Genomic DNA, 22,421 nt, shown 5'->3' on the forward strand with positions numbered 1-22,421 from the left:
ATATGAAAATTCTATTTCTTGGTGATATTTTTGGCGTAAATGGTCGAAATATTATAAAAAAACATCTTTGCAATTTAAGAGTTGAACACAATGTTGATTTAGTTATTGCTAACGCTGAAAACTGCACACACGGTAAGGGTTTATCAAAACAACATTATGTTGAATTAATGAGTTATGGAATTGATTTCTTTACAATGGGAAATCATACTTGAGCTAAGAAAGAAATTTTAGATATTTTAAGAAATAAACAAAATATCATTAGACCACTTAATTTAGATAAGAGTTTTCAATATTGAAATGACGGCTTGGGAACAAGTGTTATTAAATATAAAAATAAAAAGATTAGAGTTACTAATATGCTAGGTGAGGGCGTGAAATTAAACTTTAAACTTACTAATCCTTTTTATGTACTTAAAGATTTAGTTAAAAATACCAATGAAGATCTTCATATTGTTGATTTTCATGCTGAAACAACAAGCGAAAAAAATGCTTTAGCTGTTTATTTTGACGGTCAAGTATCAGCAATCTTAGGAACTCATACACATGTGCCAACAGCAGATTTAAGACTAACTCCTAAAGGTATGATTTATGTTACCGATGTGGGAATGTGTGGTCCTGGGTTTGGAAGTATTATCGGCGCAAAAGCGCAAAACGTATTAACAAAATTCTTTTATCCAGACCAAAGATTTAATTTAGAAGTATCTAAATTAGGTGCGCAATTAAATGCGATTTTAATGGAATTTGATGATCGTACTAATAAAGGTATATCAACTAAAAGGATTCAAATTTTAGAAGACGATGTTGAAAATTATTTAAAAGAAGATTTTTCAACTATTTAGCAGTTTGCACTGAACCAATTTTTATATATTGCTCATAAATCTCGTTAATCGAGAACTTATGTTCATAGAATGCTAATATTGTATTCTTATCAACAATTAAATCATGTAATAATGAGTTTGTTATCTTTTTATCTTCTAGATAAAGATAAAACTCATTTTTATTTTTATTAAAAATCCAATTGATTTTTGCTTCACTAAATAACTTCTTAGCATTATTAATATCAGTTAATTTAATTACGTATTTTTTATACTTAGCATCAATCTGATTAATCTCATTAAGGTCACCACTAAAAATAACTTTTCCCCCATCAAGGATTGTGATGCTATTAGCATACTGATCAACCTCAGTTAAAACATGTGAAGAGATAAAAATTGAAGTCTGATTTTTTTCTTGAAGTTGTTTGGTAAAATCCATAAATTCAATTCTTGCTTTAGGGTCTAGATTAGCAGTCGGTTCATCTAGAATTAATAATTCTGGATCACTTAATAATGACTGAATCAAAATAATCTTTTTCTTTTGACCAGAAGAAAATTTATTTGGATTAGCTTTAGCTAATCTAATCATATTAAATTCTTCTAGTTTTTTAGTTACCTTATGTTGAGCTTGTTCTTTAGTTAATCCAGATAATCTACCCATTCAAACTAAGTATTCAAAAGTATTTAAATTATTTGAAAATCTTGATACTTCAGGAACATAACCAATACATTTTCTAGCATCAGGAACTTCGCTATCAATACCATTAATAAGAATTGTTCCACTAGTTTTTTTAAACGCTCCAATTATTGTTTTTATTGTCGTAGTTTTACCTGCCCCGTTAGCTCCAATAAAAACATGGTATTGATTCTTTTTAACAGAAAAATTAATACAATTAATAACTGGATCTTGATTGCGTTTAAATTTTTTAGTTAGGTTAATAACTTCTAAAATCTTTTGATTATGCATAGTCTTTTGAATAATATAAAACTGATGAAATGCCTAATAGAGCAACTGATACTGATGCTAATATAATAACAATAACTCAAGGATTAACAATAGGTTCTTTTCTAATTTCATAAGTATTAGCTAATTGATCTTTTCTTATTGCGTTAGGATATAAATTAACAAAATAAGGTTGTTTTTTATCTTTACCTTCGATTTGTTCTCTAATCGATGAAGTATTAATTACTTGACCGATATATAACGAAACATAATTAATAAATAGTTGGTTATAGAATAATAACTTAATATCATTTAGACTAATCTCTGGTATTTTTAGATCTGATACGAAGTTATTCAAAAATAATCTAATAAAATCAGGTAAGTTTTGATTAATATTAGCATTATGATCAACCCCTGGAATATTGTTAAATAATTGATCATTATCAATTATTGCTTGAGTGTATTTGCTAAATTTTTTAATATTAGTTATATTGTTAGCTTCAGATAACGAATAAAATAAATTTGTTCGATCTCTATAGACTTTTTGTGCTTTTTGCTTATTTGTAAGGTTGTCTGTTTTTTCTATTTCTGCAATAAAATCATACATTAAATTTGGTGATCTTAATAAATCATTAAAGATCACCAAATTAGGTGATAGTTTAGCAATTAATTGTTCTGGTTTTAGTTTTCTTAATTCAGTTATTTCACCAAGATATTTAGTAGCTAATTCTCTAAGCAGTGATAAAATTGAGCGTTGCTGACTATTCTTAGTTGATGTAAAAACATTTTTATAAAAAGTTTGATAAGCTTTAGTTAATAAATCATCATTATTATCATACTTCTTATATAAATCAAATTCTGCTGTTTCAGTTTTGTAGTTTTGATTGTCATCTTCAAGATAACTAAAACTTGGTGGGTTGATAATTCTTAAAAATGAAGTAGCTGATTGTGTTGGTAAAGGAGTTGTTAAAAATAATTTGTATTCTTCTAATTTTAATAACCCCTTTTCGTCAGGCATTTGTGTGAATAAACTAATATTATAGAACTCGTTTTGATTGAATAGTTCATCGAATACTATTTTAGTATTTGATGATAAGAAATTAACATTAGCATTCTTTTCATAAGATAAACTATTCAAGTTGTAAATTGAATTCAATGCGTTACCAATATTGATATAAAAAGATTGATTATAAAAAGTTTTAGCTTCAGCTTCTTGATAAATCTTTTTTATATTATCTTTATCAGCTTTTTTTGATGGATTCGGTTCAAAAACAACGTTTTTACCAGTTGGATTACCATTTTTATCTAATTGTTTGGTTAAAAAAGAACGATCTAATAAGCTATGTTTAGAGCTTGATAAAACTCTAGCAGGTGATTCAAAGAAAAGGTTAGATAATGGTGTTTGAAAATTAATTAAGAATGTGGCTAAAAAAACAATAACAATCGTACTGTTTTTAGATAATCCAAACGAAACTATGATTGAAATCGAACCAAAGAATAATGAATTAATAAAGTTGCCAATAAACAATCCTAGCATTAAGTCCTTCATATTTTGAAGTTTAAATTGTGGATTGATTTTAGCAATAATCGCACTACAACTTATTAAAAAGCTAAATACTAAACAAGTGATAAACAAAACTAGAAATTTCGCTATTACATAAACTCTCCGCGAGACTGGCTTGGAGATAATAATCAATTCAGTGCCATCTGCTACACCATCTTTAAATAAAAACATCGAGACCATAATCCCGAAAATTGAAGCTACTGGGATTAAAAATGTTGATATTTGGATAACTGGGTTATTTCAATATTGTGCTGGCGATGTTTTTTGGTACAGCGGAAAAACTAAAAGGATTACTAAAACCATTAAAAAATAAGCTAATATCGTAGCTCAAATAAACGGTTTTTTAACAATTTGTTTTAATAAAAATGCGAAATAGACTAAAAATTGTTTTTGTTGTTTCATTTGTTTAAGTTAATAAAAAACTTGGCTTTTTAATGCCAAGTTTATTTTATTATTTAATTATTTACTAAATAGATTTTTGTATATCTCTGTGTATTGCTTAACAGGGATGATTTCAAGATCTTTTAAGATTTCCTTAGGAACTTCATCTAAGTAACGTTCATTTTTTTCTGGTAAGAAAATCTTTCTAACTCCACCACGGTGCGCTGAAATAGTTTTCTCTTTAACACCACCAATAGGAAGAACTTTACCTCTTAAAGTAATTTCACCAGTCATTGCTACTGATGGACTTACTTTTTTATTAGTAAATGCTGAGATAATAGCTGTTGTTAATGCTGTACCAGCACTTGGTCCATCTTTTGGAATACCACCACTTGGAACGTGTACATGAAGATCTACTTTTTGGAATATTTCATGATCAATACCAAATTCAGTAGCATTAGCTTTAACATAACCTAAAGCAACATTAACTGATTCTTTCATTGTTTCTTTAAGGTTACCAGTAATCACAACATTACCTTTACCACCTTGAGCGATACTTACTTCAATCGGTAATAAATCACCACCGTATTGTGTATAAGCCATACCATTTACAATCCCAGGAATTGTAACTTCATCTTTTTGAGTATAGTCAAAGATTTCTTTTTTAAGGTAGTGTTTAACTTCTTCTACACCAATTGTTTGCGTTTTAAGTTTCTTATCTCTTAAAGCAGCAACTAAGAACTTACGAACGATTTGTTTGATAACACGTTCAAGACTTCTTACACCAGCTTCTTTAGTAAAGTGCTTGATAACGTGCATAATTCCTTCATCAGTGAAACTTAATTCTTCAGGAGTTAATTCTGCTTCTTTAAGCGCTCTTGGAATTAGGTAGTTTTTAGTGATTGATAGCTTTTCGTTTTCAGTATATGAAGTTAATTCAATAATCTCCATTCTGTCATATAAAGCTTCAGGGATACCTTCTACATAGTTTGCAGTCGCTACAAACATTACATTAGATAGATCGTAATCTTCTTCAATGTAGTTATCATTGAATTTGTTGTTTAACTCTGGATCTAATACTTCTAGCAATGCTGCTGTCGGATCACCATGGTTTGTTGATCGACCCATCTTATCAATTTCATCTAATAAGAATAACGGATTAGTCACACCAGCTTTTTTCATTCCTTTGATGATTCTACCAGGCATAGAACCTACATAAGTTCTTCTATGACCACGGATTTCAGATTCATCATGAACACCACCTAAAGAGATTTTTACGAACTCTTTATTAAGCGCTTCAGCAATTGATTTAACTAATGATGACTTACCAACTCCTGGAGGACCAACTAAACACATAATCGGACCTTTAGCGTTTTTAGAACGCATTGCTAAAGCTAAGTATTCAACAATCTTTTCTTTAACTTTAGCAAGACCGTAGTGGTTATCATCTAAAGTTTTAGTTACTTTGTTAATTTCAAAATTATTTTCTTTAACTTGCCATCAAGGTAAGTTGATTAATCAATCTAAATAAGATTTGATTACATTACCTTCTTGAGACATTGGAGCAGTTGATTCGTAGCGATCAATTTCAGTTAAAATACGTTCCTTAATATGTTTTGGGTAAGGATTTTCTTTAACTTTAGCTCTGATATTGTCGATATCATCTTCGCGATTTGTGATATCACCCAATTCTTCTTTAATTGTTTTTAATTTTTCACGAAGATAGTATTCATTTTGTTGTTTAGTAAGCTGTTTTTTCATTTTCAGCTCAATCATTTTTTCAACTTGTTTTACTTCTTCGTTACGTTCTGAATTTTTAAGATTACTTTGAGCTTTTTTTCAAAGTTTGAAATACAATTCAAAACGATCTTTAACATCATCAAGTTCTAAGAATGATTGTTGGTTGTGTTCTGATAAGAAATTAAATCCAATTTTATTGTTTGCGTTAGCAACTAAATTCATTGAGATTAAATCTCAATCATTAACTTCTAAATCACCTTTAGAAATATTTTTTAATTCATCAGAATCTTCTAGTAATCCTTCTTTTAGAATTAGATCACATAAATCTTTAGGCTTGATTGATGAAACAGTTTTACATACTGAATAACCAATTGGATCAGTATATTCTTCTAACTGAACATTCTTAAGTCCAGTTGTGCTAATTTTAATTCTTTCAACACCTCTAACAGTTAATTCGTAAGCAATTTCACCAGTATCACTGTCAATTAGTTCTTTGATTTTGGTAATTTCACACAATGTTCCGTATTTGTAAATGTCATTAATCGTTGGTTTATCGATTGTGTCATTTTTTTGAACAACAACTAAAATTTTCTCACATTCTTGTTTAGAAGATTGTGTCTTACGTTTAGCTTGGTCTTCTCTGATACTTTCTCTTAGCTTTTTAATAACTTCTAAAGATCGTGCCCTACCAATATTTAAAACATATTGGTTATAAGGGAATACAACCATTTTTCTAGAAATAATTAAATGTGCTTTTTGTGATGATTTTGTTGCTGCCATGAATTTATTGTGTTTTTTCCTTTCAAACAAAACTATATGAATAATATTATAGCACGATAATTAGCACTCTTATTATTTAAGTGCTAATTTAGGATGTTCTTTATTTTTTTAGGTTTTTTTGAATGATTAAATCAACTGTTTTCTTATTGATAATCATTGATTCAAAAAGTTCTTTTTGACCTGATAAATAACCTTTAAGAGCTTCTAATTGATCTTTTTGTAGCTCTTGATTATTAGTCATTGTCTTGATTTGTTGTTCAATTTCTTTTTGAACATCTTCTTCAGTAGCTTCTACTTTTTCAACAGAAGCAATTTCTTCAAGAACTAAAACTAGTTTAATTGCTTTAGTAGCTTGTTCAGTTAAGTTGTTGTAAAGTTGTTCTTTAGTTTTGTTTTGAATCTTAAGAGCATCATCTACAGACATCTTAATTTGTGCCATTTGATTTTCGAATTGACGGTATAGAAGTTGTACTTCACGATCAATTAAAGTTTTTGGAATGTGTGAGAATTCACATTTGTCAACTGCAAATTGGTTTAATAACATTGTGTTCATTTGACTAATGCGTTCATTTTTATTAATCTCAATTCTTTGCTTAATATCTTGTTTAGCTTCGTCAAGAGATTTGTATGAAGTTCTCATTATTTCATTAAGCTTTTCAACAGTCATTTCTGGCAATTGAACTTCTTTAATTGCGTTTAACTTAACTTTGAATAATACTGGTTTACCAGCATATGTTTTTTCGTGATAATCTTTAGGGAATGTTAAATCTAGGTTACGTTTTTCCTCAACTTTCATTCCAACCATTTGATCTTCAAAACCAGGGATAAATGAATTAGAACCAATTTCTAATTCATAGTTCTTAGCTTTACCACCTTCAAAAGCTTTACCATCGATTTCACCAGAAAAATCTAAGAAGGCAATATCACCTTTTTCTAAAGTAGAACCTGCAGCTTTATCAACTAATTTACTAGCTGATTTAAAGATTCTTACAAGTTCTTTTTGTAATTCTTCATCATCAACTGGTTTAGTTTCAACAAAACCACTAATTGATGAATAATCCCCAAGTTTTACTGTCGGAACAGTTTCAAAAGCATAACTTAAAGTTAATTTTTGATCATCAAGTTCAATAACTTCAACATCTGGACGTTCTTCTAGCACTTCTTCAGATTCAGTTAATTTTTCTTGTTTAACTAATTCTGTGTAGATTGGTTGAGTTAAACTATTGATCGCACGATCATATACGTTAGCATGGTTAATGTATTTAACAGCTTCATTAAAAGGTACATGACCTTTTCTAAAACCTTGAATTTTTACATTTTTAACAGCCGCATTAAGCTTTTTTTGATATGCGTCTGTTCAAGTTTTTTGATCAACATCCAGGATGTATTTTACTTTATGATCAACATTGTTTTTTTCGCGAATTTTAAACATGACTATTTTGAATTACAAACATTATTTTACTCGTACTATTTTACAATAATAAAATTTTATTCATTAATACAACTTAGAATGACATCATAAACAACTGAATCGATCTTGTCATTTGGGGTTTTATTTTCAAAACAGTTATTTACATATCTAATAATCCCACTAGCTAATTCTTTAGCTTTAGCTAGATCAGGATAACTAGGATAATATGTCTGCATAATTGTATTTGTAATCTCACTTGCTAATTGTTCTTTTGAAGGATCTTTATAGAAACTATCTTCAACTTTATCTAAGATTTCATTGAAATAATCTTGTGTACCAATTGCCCAGATATCATTCTTAGTTAAACAGACTTCATAAGTTTGTTTAAGTTTATTGTTATAAACATTAAACTTGATATTATTGAAAGCTTCAATATTTTGAAGTAATTGCGCTGCTAACAATTTTGAACTATTATCATATGTCTTGGTAATAAAGATATGTCGAAAAAATTCAAAATCATCAAAATTTCAATAATTTTTTTCTTTAGTAGCTAAATAATCGAAATATCAAAGGTTATCTGGAAAATTGATTATTGTTTTATTAATCAACTCTTTTTTATCAAGCTTTTCAAGTCAATCAAACTCATCTTCATACATCTTTCTTTTAGTAATCAATAAAGCTTGATTGAAATAATCAATTAAATCTAAAGGTAAATAATCAGTATCAAGCTCTTCTTGAATACTTGCTAAAGCTTTTTTATAAAGCTTTTTTTCAAGATCCTGGTTGATTAATTCTAATAATGAAAGATAAAACCTAATCTGTTCATTATCATTATCAGGATTAGATTTAATAGCTTGTATGATCTGATCAATGCTGTTAAATGTTTGTTGTTGATTATTCTTTGTGTTCATCGTTTTTGTGTGGTTTGATTTTTTCTTTAGCTTCACCTGACACTACAATGTAATATTGCAAGTTAGTTATACCGATCTTATCAAAGTATTCTTTTAATTGTTGATTGATAGAATCAGGTATCACTAAAGTATTTAGGTTTTTTTTGTTTCTTGATTGATTATTAATGAAATAAATATGTTCATGAACTTCGTGTTTGATAGTGTAATAACGTTTTAAATCATGCGAAGTGTTAAGGAATGAATCAACAATATTAAGTTGAATGAATGTTTGTAAAACATTATAGATTGATGAGATATTAGGTCTTGTTTTGGTTTTTTTAGCAATATGTTCTACAATATCTTCAATCGAATGATAATTAGAATCATCTAATAAACATTCTAGAATCAGTCTTCTAGGCTTGGTGATTCGATATTCGTTTTTATTAAGGATTTTTAGATAATGCTGAATTTGATTAGCTTTAGTCATTTACTAGTCCTTTAATAAATTTTTTATCATTAATCATTTGGATCTCTTCTTTATATAAAGGGATCTCACCCTTAATTGGATCATCGATTCAAGGCGTTTCTAGAATAATCACTTTATCCTTAATTTTTTCATGATAAATGAAGTTGATTAAGTTATCAAATCCAATAAGACCATAACCAATATTAGCATGGCGATCTTTTTTAGAACCCTTAGGGTTTTTAGAATCATTTAAATGGATCACATGTAAGTATTCTAAGCCGATTACTTGATCAAATTGGTCGATAATTCCTTGAGTATCAGATAGATCATAACCAGCATCATGAACGTGACAAGTATCAAAGCAAACACCGATTCTTGATTTGTCATCAATTCTATCGATAACATACTTAAGATCTTCAAATTTTGAACAAATTTGTTGACCTTTATCTGCCATTGTTTCTAGACAAATAATTGTTTTGGTTGTTTGCGCGATCGCTTTATTTAATTCATTTACTAAATGATCTAATGCTTGAGTTTTGTTATCAACATTTAAAGCTGAACCTGGGTGTAGAACAAAATACTTAGCACCTAGTTCATATGTTCTATGCAATTCGCTGACAAAAAACTCAAAACTTCTTTTTCGTTTAACTTCATCGCCATTCGCTAAATTAATTAAATAAGGAGCGTGTACAACATAGTTATCATCTAAATCGCCTAAATTGTTGTTTTTTAAGTATTCTTTAGCTAAATCTAGTTTGAATTCAGTAGTGGGTACTCGTTTAAAACTTTGTGGCGGACCGCTATAAAACATAAAAGTAGTTGCATTATAATCAACAACTGTTTTTACCATTTCAAGCATAAAATCAGGTCTTTTAGCTCCAACAAAGCAACCTAAATACTTTAATTTTTCTGTTTTCATATATAAATAAAAAAACCATATAGGTTTTATCGCCTATTGGTTTAATTTTAATTTGTTTTATTTTAAAAATTACTTGCTTTCAACAACAACGCTAACTTTAGTTCTGTTACCCATAAATTTAGTGTAACGAACAACACCGTTAGCTAATGCGAATAGCGTATCATCTTTACCTTGACCAACATTTTTACCAGGTCAGATTTTATTACCTCTTTGACGGTAAATAATTTGACCAGTTTTAGCTTGTTGACCATCAGCGATTTTAGCACCTAAAAATTTAGGGTTTGAATCACGTCCGTTTTTAGTTGAACCCACACCTTTTTTAGAAGCAAAAAATTGAAGGTCTAAGTGAAATCAGATTTTTTTCATTATTATTTTCCTGTAACGATTCTGTTAGTTTCATCAATTATCTTGATGTTTTTATCATAGACTGAAGCAATCACTGATAATTGTGTTTTAATAACATTGATTGCGGTTAAGTTTTTTATATTAACTTCAAGCAACTCTAAGAAGATTGAATTATTTTCTTGATTTTTAATTACCTTAACATCTTCAGGTTTAAAGTAATTAATCCCACCAAAAACAATCGCACTAACTCCTGCGCACACAATATCGCGACCGTGGTTGTCAAAAAAAGCGTGACCTGAGATCTTAATTGCGCTTGCATAAAAAGTTATGTCAATCATCTTATATATCTTATCCGTGCTTGATTTCTACAACTTTAAGCTTAGTGTATGGTTGTCTGTGACCGTATTTTTTTAAGTGGTGTTTTTGTGAGATATGCTTAATTACATTAATCTTCTTTTGTTTACCTTGTTTAACTACTTCACAAACCACAGAAGCTCCAGCTACGAATGGTTTACCAAATAAGCCGTTTACAAAATAAACTTTATCAAAAACAACTTTAGCACCTACTTCTGAATTAATTTTTTCAACGTAGATTTCATCGTTTAATTTAACACGGTATTGTTTTGAACCTGATGCAATAACTGCAAACATTTTATTTTTTTCCTCCAGATAGACTCGTTATGATGGCGATCAATAGACATTGATACTTTATATTATTAACCACTTCTAAACGGTTGAAACTAGATTTTATTCTAATTTTGCTTATTTTTAAAATAAGTCTTATATATTATATCAAAAAAATCAACTACATCAGGTTTGATTCATCAACATTAACCTGATTTAATTCGTAATAATAACCTTTTTTAGCAATTAATTGCTCATGGTTACCACTTTCAACAATCTTGCCTTGTTTCATTACAAGGATATTATCAACATTAATAATTGTTGATAATCTGTGCGCTATTAAGATTACGGTTTTATTTTTCATTAATTTAAAAATCGCATCTTGAATATTTTTTTCGGTTTTCGAATCCACACTTGAAGTGGCTTCGTCCATGATTAAGATTTCTGCGTCTGATAAGAAAGCTCTTGCTAATGCGATTTGTTGTAACTGACCACTTGATAAATTAGTTTGGTTTTCATCGATATAAGTATCATAACCATCTTTTAAATTATCAATAAAATCGTGAATTTTAGCATCTTTAGCTGCTTGTATCACTTGTTCTTTAGTAGCTTTTTGATTAACGCAAGCAATGTTGTTATAAATCGTATCACTAAACATAACACTATCTTGCAACACTACACTAATCATTTCGTTAAAATGATATTCATCAATTTTGGTGTAATTCATATCATTAAGATAAATATGTCCCTTAGTTGGTTGATAATATCTTGATAAGAGATTCATAATCGTAGATTTACCTGAACCAGTTTCACCAACAAGTGCTATTGAACTGTTAGCTTTAATTTCAAAGCTAACATCATTAATTGCTAAGTTTTTATCATCATATGAAAATGAAACATTTTCAAATTTAATAGATTGAAGTTTATCAATCTTTTGTTTTTGGTATTCAAACTTTTGTTTTAAATCTAAGAATTCTTTAATTCTTTTGATCGAAACAAAAGTTACTTGAACATCAGCTGCTACTCTGAATAGATAACCTAATTCACCTAAAGCAAATCTTAACATTAAGTTAAAGATCGTAATTAATCCTAGATTAATATCTTTAATAAAATAAACTGGTGATCCTGAAGGGATATTTAACGCTTGAAATAATAAAGAGAATACAAACCCAGCAATAATAATGCTATCTTCGAATAAAAAATTGATCGGATAGATTGTTGAAAATATTCTAGACGATCTCAAGTTAGCTTTTAGATATTGATTACATAATTCTTTAAATTCTTGATTAATGATATCAATAATATCTAATGATTTAATCAATTCATATTGTTGAATATGTTCTTCGATAAAAGTCGAGATCTTTTCATAAAGATCTTGAGTTTTCTTTTGGCGTTTGTTAGCAACTTTAATTACTGCCAATTGCACAATAAACATAAATACCATTAATCCTAATATGATTAATGTTAGGTATGGCGAGATTACAAATAGAGCAATAATAATAAAAGTTGCTACGATCGGTGTTGAAAAGATCTCACTTAAGAATGTTGATAAGTTAGTTGATATTAGATCAATATCAACTGAGATCTTATTAATGATCTCACCGTGCATGATCTTTTCAAGGGTTAATAAATCTATTTTATGAATCTTTCTAAATACGATATCTCGGATTCTTACAGTAGTGTTATACGCAGTTTTAATCGCAATCTTAGCACTAGTAACATGACAGATAAATAAAACAAAATACAAAGCTGCTGAAATCCCTGTAAATTTTAATAGTTTAATTCAATTCTCTTGTGCTACTATAGGATTTTCTAAAGTGATATTAACAAAAATATTTTGAATTACATACCCAAAGATAATTGAACCTGTGATTGTTAATAATGACTTAAAAGTAGTAAAGATCATCATCAAGATAAGCGCTCGCTTATCTTGTTTTAAGAATTGAAATAAGTGCTTAACTTCTTTCATTAAACATCGTCTCCAATCTTTTTTTGTGAATCATAGATCTCTTTATAAACATTACAGTCATTTAATAAGTTAATGTGGGTATCAAAACCTACGACATTACCTTTATCTAGAACAATAATCTTATCAAGATCTTTAATGTTTCTAATCTGTTGACTGATAAAGATTTTAGTTTTGTCTTTGTAGTTATCCAAGATATTATCAAGCACTTTTTTAGCAGTAATATTATCAAGTGCAGTTAGCGAATCGTCAAAGATCATGATCTTACTGTCTTTGATTAATGTTCTAGCAATACATACTCTAGCTTTTTGACCACCAGATAAGTTGTTGCCAAATTCTACTAATTGATGATCTAATTTATCACTAAAATTATTGATAAATTCATCTGCGCAAGCGTAGTTAATTACTTGGTCGATTTGTTTTTGTGTCGCTTGTAAATTAGCTTTAACTATATTTGATTTGATCGTTCCTGAAAATAATAACTTCTTCTGGAAGTCATAACTAACATTTTTTCTAATGTGCTTAATATTATATTGATTGATGTCAATACCATCAATAAAAATCGAATTATCATTAGGTTTTTTAATGCCAGATAACAATGAACAGATTGTTGATTTACCAGAACCAATTGAACCAATAATTCCGATGTTTTCACCTGGATTGATCATTAAATTAATGTTCTTTAAAACATTAAAATTGTTTTGTTCATACTTATAATTTAAATTCTTAAATTCGATTTTACCAAAAATCGGATTGGTTAATTTATTTTTATCTAAATCTTCGTTTTTTAACTCTAAAATCTCTTTAAAACGGCGTTGAACTGGTCTTGTTTTAATCATGTTTAAAGCATAATCAGCAATCGCAATTACAACATAACTACTAAATGTTAAATAGTTTAAAAACCCAATCACAGTACCTGGACTTAGATTTGAATTAACTTTGTTTAAATAACCTGAGGTTACTAATACAAGTGTAATGAAAATGTTTATAGCTAAAAAGATTAAATGATACATTGAAGTAAGGATTAAATCAGCTCTAATAATTGATTTAAACCAACTCTTATGATGATCATCATATCTTGCTGTTTGGAATTCTTCCAAGTTAAAAATTCGAACGACTTTAAGTCCAGTAATGTTTTCACGAATCACTTGATTTAAATTATCAAGTGATTTGTAACTATCTTGATAATGATCCTCAGTTTTTCTAGATCCTCTAACAATAATGAAAATAATTAAAGGAATAAAAATTAAATAAATTATCGATAAATATGGACTCAATGCGATTGAAAAACTTATGTATACAAGTAGTTCAAAACAACATTCAATCATATATACCAAAACATTGATAGCGGTTTTTTCGAGTTTCGCATAATCAACATTAATCCGATTGATTAATGTTGATTTTTTATAACCATAGAATTCTTCTAATGAGAGATTATTAATCTTGTAATAGATCTGGTTTTTAAAAAGATTAGAAGCTAATAATGTTTGTTTTAACAACATTATTCTTCCGATAATTTTAATAATAAAACTAAAGATGATTAAACCAAAACTAAAAGCAGTTAGATTAATAACTGCTTGAATTTTATTCTTAGGATCTGGAATTAATCAATCTGCTTGTTTTTCACCGCCAATAATATCAACAAAACTTTCAATTAAACGAACAACATAACCAGAAGCAATCACATAAGCAATACAAAAACTAATACCAATAATGGTAATAATTCAGTTTTTTAATTTAAAATTTCTTAATATGTACTTCATTTATTCTGAAAGTCAGTTATAAATCTTATTTCTTAGTTCTAAGAAGAACTTACGTTCATCATTAATTATTTGATTAGTTCCAAAATGGTATTTAGAATAAGCTAAATCAACTACACAAAAATAGTTCATGATGATACTTGAATAAGTAAATAATGTGTATTGATTATTAAATTTTTCGTGAAACTCGTTGATGATATCTAATAATTGTTTTTTAAAATCAGCAACATTGTTACATTGATCGAAATTAATATATGGTTTAGTTAATTGCTCTGCGATCTTTGGTAATCGTTGCGAATTCTTAATTCTTTCTAGATTAACTTCGTAAAAATTTTTTATTTCGCTAAAATTAAAATTGTCTAAAGCATTTAGACACTCAACGAAATATTCTTTAAATTTCGTTGTCGCCTGATCTAATTTATTACTCATATAATTTGGGATAATAAAACTAAAAGAATTATAAATTATTTAATTTATAATACACAACTCAATGGGGATGTCAAGGCTTCGACATGATTGATAAACTTATTGGTTCAGTAGGGTCTGCCCTTTATAGCTCAAGGTAAAAATAACCGACAAAACATCTAAACAACTAGCTGAAGAAAACTTTGTTTTAAATCAGTTAGGAAACAACTACGCTTTAAATTTCTAAATAAATAATATATAAAAAGCGGGCTTAATTTTCTTATAGAAAATTAATGCTAATTCGGATAAAACTAAATTTTGTTCTTGTTTGAAGTTTTACTTATTAATATTGATTAATAAGTTTTATATTAAGCAATTACTACGAACTAAATAATTGAAGTTTATAACTTAGTTCTAAAAAACTAAACTTCTAAACTGTAAATAAAACTAATCTGATGAGTCGATTGTGGAAACGGGTTCGATTCCCGTCATCTCCACCATTAATACAAAACTTTACCAATCTTCTTTAACTAATTGTTAGAGAAGATTTTTTATTTTATTGTCCCTTTATTTTGTTTTTTGTCCCGATATATTACACTTTATAAAAAGCGTTTAGATTAGGAAAATATAAAAGGTGCTTGAATTATGAAAAAAGGTTATGTTATAAATTTGATTAAATATTACGCAGAGCACAATCACCCAGGGTTTAGAGCGCAGGCTTATCAGATAGCTAACGAATTTGAAAAGATTGGTGATTTAGAATTATCAAGCTATATCGTAAGTTTATTGGCAGGTGATTTTAGTTTCTTTCCTCAGATTGTTGAAAGTGATTTACAGTTCATAAAAAAGATTGATGTTTGAAAAAATTCATTACCTTTACCAACTGAAATCGAGAGTGATATTATCGGAATAATTAATGCTACTAATCGTAAGATTGGTGTTAATAAATTCTTGTTTCAGGGAGCACCTGGAACAGGTAAAACCGAAACTGTAAAACAAATGGCAGTTATCTTAAAAAAGACATTATATACCGTAGATTTTGCAAATTTAGTTGATAGCAAACTTGGAGAAACTGTAAAAAATATTAATAGATTATTTGATGAAATCAATAGAGGTATTGACCCTAGTAATTCAATTATTTTATTTGACGAAATTGATGCGATAGCTATGGATCGAACTAACTCAAAAGATCTAAGAGAAATGGGTAGAGCTACTACTGCTATACTTAAAGGTTTGGACGGCTTAAATGAAAAAATTATTATTGTAGCTACAACCAATTTATACGAACACTTTGATAAAGCACTTACTAGAAGATTTGATTCTGTTATCAACTTTAATCGTTATTCTAAACAAGATCTAATGGAGATTGCTGAAATCATCTTAAACAGTTATTTATCTAAATTTGATAACGTTACTAAAAACATTCGTTTGTTTAAGAAAATCATCGAATTACAAGAAAAGATTCCTTATCCTGGTGATTTAAAAAATCTGATTAGAACATCTTTAGCTTTTAGTGATCCAAACAGTGAATATGATTATCTAAAAAGGTTATACGAATCAATAACAAATGATCGAACTAAAGATCTATCAAATTTAAAGAAAAAAGGATTTACTGTTAGAGAAATTGAAATCCTAACAGGAATATCTAAAAGTCAAGTATCGAGGGAATTAAATAGAAAATAAAAATAATTCAATAATAAAAAACCTAAAAAAGTATATAATGATGCAGGTCTTTGAGGAATTAGCATAAACTCTAAGGAACGTTACGATGGAAGCTCTGATGGACCAACTAAATTCGCTATAGTTATTACTATCAAAGAAGTAAACGGCAAAAACAGAATTCATGATTTTATTAGAGGTTCCATAGCAAGAGAATGAATCGTTAATGAAATCGATATCAACGAACGAATTATTATTAACAATAAATCTGAAGACGAAATTGATTGAGAATAATTTTAATTATTTAAATCATTCATATCTTTACCAACAAAACATAAAAAAATATTGGTTTTTAAACCAATATTTGATTTTGTTTCATTATTTCAATAAGTTCATTAAAGATCTCATTAATTTCTTCTGTAGTAAAGGTCTTATCAATTTGTTTTAAATAACATCTAACTGTGTATTTAATCTGTTGATAAAGATCATTCTTATCAGCTTTTTTAGATCCATCAAAGATTGAGATAATCTCTCAATTCGATAACTTATTAAAATTGTTAGCAATTTTGATAAAACAATCAAAATTATCTTCTTTTTTCAATTGGAAGGTAATATCACGACTTACTCTTTGGTGATGATCATACCCTTCATATGTTCTAGTATAACGGTTAATTGAAGTAATCAAGCGTTCTAGGTTGATATCTAAACAATAGATATCTTGATCAGCTAAATCAAATTCTTTTAAAACAGATTTTTTAATCTTACCAATATAACCGATTGTCTCATCATACACAACCAGTTTTAATGAATCATTCTTAACTAAATAAGTGTCATCATTAATCTCTTGGTAATTACAATTAAACCCAAAGTTTTTAATAATGATATCACTAATCCCTTTCATCGTGATTAAATCGAGTTTAACACCAGAATTAGGATCATATGTATTATTAAATAAGTTATTCGTAGCAATTAAACCAATATGGTGGTTGCAACTATTTTTAGATAACAAAGTTTGAATCTCAAAGATTGGTTCTAACTTATTTTTGTATGATTGGTTTAATTGGTAGATCTCTAATAAATTAACTAGAATATTTTGTCGGTAATATTGTCTAGTTTCTGATATCGGGTTGGATACTACAATCGGGTCTTGGTATCTAAATAAGTTTAATAACTGACATCTTTTTTGAGATGTTAAGTTATATGTTCTGACATGATTGAATTTTAATGAACGCAGTTTTTTAGATAATTTAGTTAATAAATCATCCGTTTCATTATTTACTTCTAATAAATAATCAGCCTTAATTGGGATCGGTTCGAATTGGTTAATATTTAAAATCTTTAACAATTCTTCAACTAAGTCTTGTCAGTTATAAATATCATTACGATAACTTGGTACCTCAATAATGTCATTCTTAACTAAGAAACCAAGATTAGTTAGATATTTCTTAATCTTTGCATCAGATAAATAAACACTAGCGCCTAGTAAGCTTCTTATCTTATCGTAATTAACCTTAACTTGTTGGTTATATTCATCAATACTGATTTGTTTAGTAATTTCTGATAATTGACTATTAGAAGATCTATCAATCAAATATTGATAGATATATTCAATCGTCATCTTAGTTTGATATAGTGAGATATCTTTTGAAAAAAGATTAGCACTTTTAGTTGAAATCTTATGGAAATTAGCAGTTTTTCTTATTTGGTATTTATCAAAATTACCAATCTCAATGAAATAACTTGTGGTGTTTTCATCAATTGCTGTCGCTTTAGAACCAATTACACCTGCTAGTGCTATGATTTTTTCAGAATCAACAACAATCAGATCACCTGGTTGAATCATATACTTCTTGTTATCTAATGCCAAGAATTCTTCTTGTTTGACTGCTTCAATTAATTTAACCTCACCCTTAATTTTATCAGCATTATGAATATGGAAAGGGTTAGCAGTAAACAATGGAATTAGATTAGAAAGATCAACAATATCATTAATCGGTTTGATTTGATTGTTAATCAAGATCCCTTTAGTGTTTCAAGTTGATTCTTTAACTTGATGGTTTCTTAAATGAATCCCGCCAAAGTATTTAGCTTTGTTATTAGTTTCATCGGCTACTTTAATATCAATTTGATGAAAATCAGCTTGTTTATGCGTGCCAATTACCGAAACATACTTAAGGTTTAAATAAGCTGATAATTCTTTAGCTAAAAATCTAACCCCATACCAGTCAGGACGGTTTGAAGGTAAAGAAATATCAAATATCGTATCATCGATATTTAGATATTTATAAACATCTTCATCACCTAATTTGGCTTTATCTAGAATGATGATATTTGAAGCATCTTTAGCTGATAAGTATTGTTTGTATTCAGGATTAAGATCAGCATAAGAACATAATAAACCGTTCGTATTAACCCCACGGTAGTCACTGTTTATAACAGTGATCCCGCCAGGTAATTCTGCACCTTCTTTAGCAACAATAACGTATTTGTTAATTTGTTCTTTAGCATCAGATAAATTTGGTGATTCTGATATCACATTAATGAAATCATTATCATCAATCTGAATACTACAGATATTATCATTTACTGAGTGCGGGTGTTTTTTAATATTAATGATCTTCCCGATTACTAAATAATCGATCTCATTGAATTTTTTAACCGATTCAACTTCAGCACCAATCGCATTCAATGCTTCAACAATTTTATTATCATCAACCTTAATGATTGATGGTATGAAATTAGATATAACTTTTTTTGATAACAACATAATTTATTTACTCATAAAACTGTTTGTTGAATCTGAAATCATTAAGATAAAAATCCCTGATATCAGTGATGTTATTTTTTAACATCGCAACGCGTTCAATCCCGATTCCAGCAGCTATTCCAACCATCTCTTCTGATTTAATGTTAGCCGCTTTTAACACATTAGGGTGTAATACCCCAGAACCCATAATCTCGATTCAACGAGTTCTCTTACATAAGAAACAACCATTTTGACAATTTCAGCATTCTACATCAACTTCAAAACTAGGTTCAGTGAATGGGAAGTGTGATAGTCTAAAACGAGTCTTAAGATCACTACCAAACATATGTTCAATAAATTTAGTAACAAATCATTTTAAATTGGCTAGTGATAAATTCTTTTTAACTCACATAAAATCCATTTGCATGAATTGATGTGAATGAGTAGCATCATCCGTATCATTACGATAAACATTACCAAAGCTAATCACGCGGATGTCTTTGTGTTTATTCATCGCTGAAATCGCTTGAATCGTTCCTGCTGTACAGTGAGTTCTTAATATCTTTTTATTATCAATATAAAACGTATCAGTAGTAGCTCTACCTGGATGATCCATAGGAATATTAAGATCATCAAAACAATGCTTAACTGTAACTAGTTCAGGGTAATTAACAATTGTAAAGTTGAATTTTTTAAAAAATTCAACAATCTGATTAATCACTAAATTTAATGGATGCATTGAACCATCTACTAAATTGAGCGCTGGAATCATTAGATCATAGTTCGGTTTTTGAACTTGATCACTATCTACTTCTAATGAACTTTGTTTAGTTTCAAAGATTTCGTTGATCTTAGTTTGCAATAAGTTTAAATTCTTACCAAACGCTTTTTTTTCTTCTAAGTCAACAATCTTTTTAAGCTCACCAAATAAAGGTGTTACGTGTTTTTTTATAAAGATGTTTTTAGTTACAATTAGCTCTTTTTTTTCTTTAATTGAACTAATCGTCTTATTAAAATCATCAATGATAAGTTGAATATTCTTCATATACTGATAATTTAAGTATTAAGGTATAAAAAAGATATTTAAAGTCGTAAGAGCTTTAAATATCTTCATTAACGCGTTCTAAAATAACGTTGCTAACTCTAAAGTATTCTTTAATTAATTCTTTAAAGTTTAAACGCATTAAACTAATTAGAGTTAATAATTCGTCAATAAATTTTTGACAAGATCATCAATCTTCCATTGATAAGCAAAGTTCGTAAAGTTCTAAAAAACGTTTTGATGCTATTAAACTTGAAGGTTTTTGTTTTTGTGGTTTAACATCAACAACGTAATTAAGTTCACTTTTCTTACTTTCATCAATTTCAGATTTAAATTGAATAAGAAAACTTAATGACAAGTGCAAAACGATAGCACAAGCTTCTAAAACTTCAGGACGATTTAAGTCTTGTTCATCTTTTCAAAACTTATACGACTTAGTTACATTAGCTAAGTTACCGATTTCTACTGCTAATCACAATCTTCTTTGTTTTTGATTTTTCTTATAAGAGCTTTTAGTTATTTTGAAGATCTTATTATCAAGCTCTGCTTGTTCTTCTATTAACTTTTCAAGATCTAAAAGCATATTATTTATTTACCTGTAACTTCTTTAACAAATTTTTTGAAAGCTTCTGGATCGTGAATCGCAATTTCAGATAACATCTTACGGTTTATAGTAATGTTTTGTTTCTTTAATAGATTGATGAATACAGAATATGTAACACCTAATTCACGTAAAGAACCATTTAAACGTTGAATTCATAATGCTCTGAATTCACGTTTCTTGTTTTTTCTGTCTCTGAATGCGTATTTAGCCGATTTAATTACAGTTTGCTTAGCAACTTTATATGATGCGTGACGAGTACCGAATGTTCCTTCGGCTTGTTTTAATCATTTCTTTCTTCGTCTTCTAGTTGTAGGTCCGCCTTTTACTCTCATTATTATTTACTCCTGTATTATTTAGAAATTAATTCTTTGATTCTCTTGTAATCAGTTTTGTGCACTATAGCATCTTTTCTTAGATGTCTTTTTTGTTTAGTGGTTTTGTTAGGTGCTAAATGAGAAGTGTAAGCTTGTTTTCGCTTAATTTTCCCTGATTTAGTTATTTTAAAGCGCTTTGCTGCTGCGCTTTTAGTTTTCATTTTTGGCATAGTGATTAACCTGTATTAAGTAGTTTTTATTATTTATATTTATTCAGTAGTTGTCTCTGGATTTGACTCAGATTTCTTTTTATTGTTTTTAGCAGGTATAAATACTGCTTCATACATATTTCGAGAAACCTTAGTGTATGGTTTTTGAATCTCAGCGTGATCTTTGATGATCGCATAAAACTTATCATGAACTTCTTTAATTAACTCTTCACGAGTAATCATTCTAGAAAAAGCTCTAATAGTAAATTTCACATGGAAACCATCATCTAATCATTCTAATGATTTCTTAGCACGTCATTCGATATCGTGATCACCAACACCTGCTTTAAAGTTAATTTCTTTAACTTTAACGACTGTTTGTTTTTTCTTGTTATCACGTTTCTTTCTTTTTTGTTCATAAACGTGCTTACCATAATCCATTAACTTGGCAATTACAGTGTCAGAATTATTTGAGATCACAACAACATCTAAACCTTTACTATCACCCATAGCTAGTGCTTGATCTTTAGATACAACACCTAAGTTAGTTCCGTTTTCATCAATTAATGTGAAACTATTAAACTTAATATTTTTGTTAATAGGTGGTAAGTTTGGTTTTGGTCTTTTACTTCGTTGATTGTTATTTTGACTCATATATTCCTTTATAAATAAAAAATGTCACACTACAAACGCAGCGTGACCATTTATATATGTATGTAAATATATACAGACCTAAAAAATGAATCTGATATCAACCATGATCTACATTTAAGAGATTTAGGTGAGCGTTACACTGCTTTGCTTGATATGTCTTTGATGATTCGATTTTGTTATACAA

At 28.5% G+C, this 22,421-nt stretch carries 21 protein-coding genes and 1 other RNA gene; 3 read left to right on the forward strand and 19 right to left on the reverse strand.

Annotation, left to right across the window (positions count from 1 at the left end):
* Positions 1–2 precede the first annotated feature (2 nt).
* The gene (locus tag NMG77_RS01975) at positions 3–839 is read left to right on the forward strand and encodes a TIGR00282 family metallophosphoesterase (RefSeq protein ID WP_255046062.1); all 837 of its coding nucleotides are present in this window, start codon (positions 3–5) and stop codon (positions 837–839) included.
* On the opposite strand, the gene NMG77_RS01980 is transcribed toward NMG77_RS01975, so the two are convergent.
* The 13 genes from NMG77_RS01980 to NMG77_RS02040 all read right to left on the reverse strand — a co-directional run bounded on the left by NMG77_RS01980 (position 832) and on the right by NMG77_RS02040 (position 15,033).
* Complete coding sequence (locus NMG77_RS01980; protein ID WP_255046063.1) at positions 832–1,782, reverse strand: ABC transporter ATP-binding protein; 951 nt, start codon at positions 1,780–1,782, stop codon at positions 832–834. The two genes, NMG77_RS01975 and NMG77_RS01980, sit on opposite strands and share 8 nt — an antisense overlap.
* The gene (locus NMG77_RS01985) at positions 1,775–3,724 is read right to left on the reverse strand and encodes an ABC transporter permease (protein WP_255046064.1); all 1,950 of its coding nucleotides are present in this window, start codon (positions 3,722–3,724) and stop codon (positions 1,775–1,777) included. The genes NMG77_RS01980 and NMG77_RS01985 overlap by 8 nt, the downstream gene beginning before the upstream one ends.
* Before the next feature lie 57 nt (positions 3,725–3,781).
* Complete coding sequence (lon, locus tag NMG77_RS01990; protein WP_255034289.1) at positions 3,782–6,223, reverse strand: endopeptidase La; 2,442 nt, start codon at positions 6,221–6,223, stop codon at positions 3,782–3,784.
* 100 nt (positions 6,224–6,323) lie between these two features.
* Positions 6,324–7,655, reverse strand: a complete 1,332-nt coding sequence (gene tig / locus NMG77_RS01995) for a trigger factor (protein ID WP_255034290.1) — start codon at positions 7,653–7,655, stop codon at positions 6,324–6,326.
* Between the two features lie 56 nt (positions 7,656–7,711).
* Entirely contained in the window at positions 7,712–8,545 is an 834-nt protein-coding gene (locus NMG77_RS02000) for a DUF3196 family protein (RefSeq protein WP_255046065.1), read from the reverse strand.
* On the reverse strand, positions 8,529–9,011 hold the full coding sequence (locus NMG77_RS02005) for a transcriptional repressor (RefSeq protein WP_255045582.1): 483 nt from the start codon (positions 9,009–9,011) through the stop codon (positions 8,529–8,531). The genes NMG77_RS02000 and NMG77_RS02005 overlap by 17 nt, the downstream gene beginning before the upstream one ends.
* Positions 9,004–9,909 carry a deoxyribonuclease IV gene (locus tag NMG77_RS02010; RefSeq protein WP_255045583.1) on the reverse strand — a complete coding sequence of 302 codons (906 nt, stop codon included), beginning with the start codon at positions 9,907–9,909 and terminating at the stop codon, positions 9,004–9,006. Before NMG77_RS02010 ends, NMG77_RS02005 begins: the two co-directional genes overlap by 8 nt.
* A 69-nt stretch (positions 9,910–9,978) precedes the next feature.
* Entirely contained in the window at positions 9,979–10,275 is a 297-nt protein-coding gene (rpmA, locus tag NMG77_RS02015; RefSeq protein WP_255034294.1) for a 50S ribosomal protein L27, read from the reverse strand.
* A 2-nt stretch (positions 10,276–10,277) separates the two neighbouring features.
* On the reverse strand, positions 10,278–10,592 hold the full coding sequence (locus NMG77_RS02020; protein WP_255034295.1) for a ribosomal-processing cysteine protease Prp: 315 nt from the start codon (positions 10,590–10,592) through the stop codon (positions 10,278–10,280).
* Positions 10,593–10,602: 10 nt separating this feature from the next.
* A complete protein-coding gene (rplU, locus tag NMG77_RS02025) occupies positions 10,603–10,905 on the reverse strand; it encodes a 50S ribosomal protein L21 (RefSeq protein WP_255034296.1) in 303 nt (100 codons plus the stop codon).
* Between the two features lie 154 nt (positions 10,906–11,059).
* A complete protein-coding gene (locus NMG77_RS02030) occupies positions 11,060–12,847 on the reverse strand; it encodes an ABC transporter ATP-binding protein (protein ID WP_255045584.1) in 1,788 nt (595 codons plus the stop codon).
* The gene (locus NMG77_RS02035) at positions 12,847–14,607 is read right to left on the reverse strand and encodes an ABC transporter ATP-binding protein (protein WP_255045585.1); all 1,761 of its coding nucleotides are present in this window, start codon (positions 14,605–14,607) and stop codon (positions 12,847–12,849) included. Before NMG77_RS02035 ends, NMG77_RS02030 begins: the two co-directional genes overlap by 1 nt.
* Entirely contained in the window at positions 14,608–15,033 is a 426-nt protein-coding gene (locus NMG77_RS02040) for a hypothetical protein (protein WP_255045586.1), read from the reverse strand.
* Between the two features lie 63 nt (positions 15,034–15,096).
* Between NMG77_RS02040 and ssrA the strand changes: the two genes are divergently transcribed.
* Positions 15,097–15,509: a transfer-messenger RNA gene (ssrA, locus tag NMG77_RS02045) on the forward strand.
* Between the two features lie 145 nt (positions 15,510–15,654).
* Positions 15,655–16,692, forward strand: a complete 1,038-nt coding sequence (locus NMG77_RS02050; protein WP_255045587.1) for an ATP-binding protein — start codon at positions 15,655–15,657, stop codon at positions 16,690–16,692.
* Between the two features lie 328 nt (positions 16,693–17,020).
* On the opposite strand, the gene pheT is transcribed toward NMG77_RS02050, so the two are convergent.
* The 6 genes from pheT to infC are packed head-to-tail and all read right to left on the reverse strand — an operon-like array spanning position 17,021 to position 22,237.
* A complete protein-coding gene (pheT, locus tag NMG77_RS02055) occupies positions 17,021–19,435 on the reverse strand; it encodes a phenylalanine--tRNA ligase subunit beta (RefSeq protein ID WP_255045588.1) in 2,415 nt (804 codons plus the stop codon).
* A 7-nt stretch (positions 19,436–19,442) separates the two neighbouring features.
* On the reverse strand, positions 19,443–20,459 hold the full coding sequence (pheS, locus tag NMG77_RS02060; RefSeq protein WP_255034302.1) for a phenylalanine--tRNA ligase subunit alpha: 1,017 nt from the start codon (positions 20,457–20,459) through the stop codon (positions 19,443–19,445).
* A 55-nt stretch (positions 20,460–20,514) separates the two neighbouring features.
* The gene (locus NMG77_RS02065) at positions 20,515–21,039 is read right to left on the reverse strand and encodes a dUTPase (protein WP_255034303.1); all 525 of its coding nucleotides are present in this window, start codon (positions 21,037–21,039) and stop codon (positions 20,515–20,517) included.
* A gap of 5 nt (positions 21,040–21,044) precedes the next feature.
* Positions 21,045–21,392, reverse strand: a complete 348-nt coding sequence (gene rplT / locus NMG77_RS02070; protein WP_255034304.1) for a 50S ribosomal protein L20 — start codon at positions 21,390–21,392, stop codon at positions 21,045–21,047.
* Positions 21,393–21,409: 17 nt separating this feature from the next.
* On the reverse strand, positions 21,410–21,604 hold the full coding sequence (gene rpmI, locus NMG77_RS02075) for a 50S ribosomal protein L35 (RefSeq protein ID WP_255034305.1): 195 nt from the start codon (positions 21,602–21,604) through the stop codon (positions 21,410–21,412).
* A 39-nt stretch (positions 21,605–21,643) separates the two neighbouring features.
* The gene (gene infC / locus NMG77_RS02080) at positions 21,644–22,237 is read right to left on the reverse strand and encodes a translation initiation factor IF-3 (RefSeq protein ID WP_255034306.1); all 594 of its coding nucleotides are present in this window, start codon (positions 22,235–22,237) and stop codon (positions 21,644–21,646) included.
* Positions 22,238–22,421 lie beyond the last annotated feature (184 nt).

The organism is Mycoplasma bradburyae (assembly GCF_024339025.1).
Lineage (GTDB): Bacteria > Bacillota_I > Bacilli_A > Mycoplasmatales > Mycoplasmoidaceae > Mycoplasmoides > Mycoplasmoides bradburyae.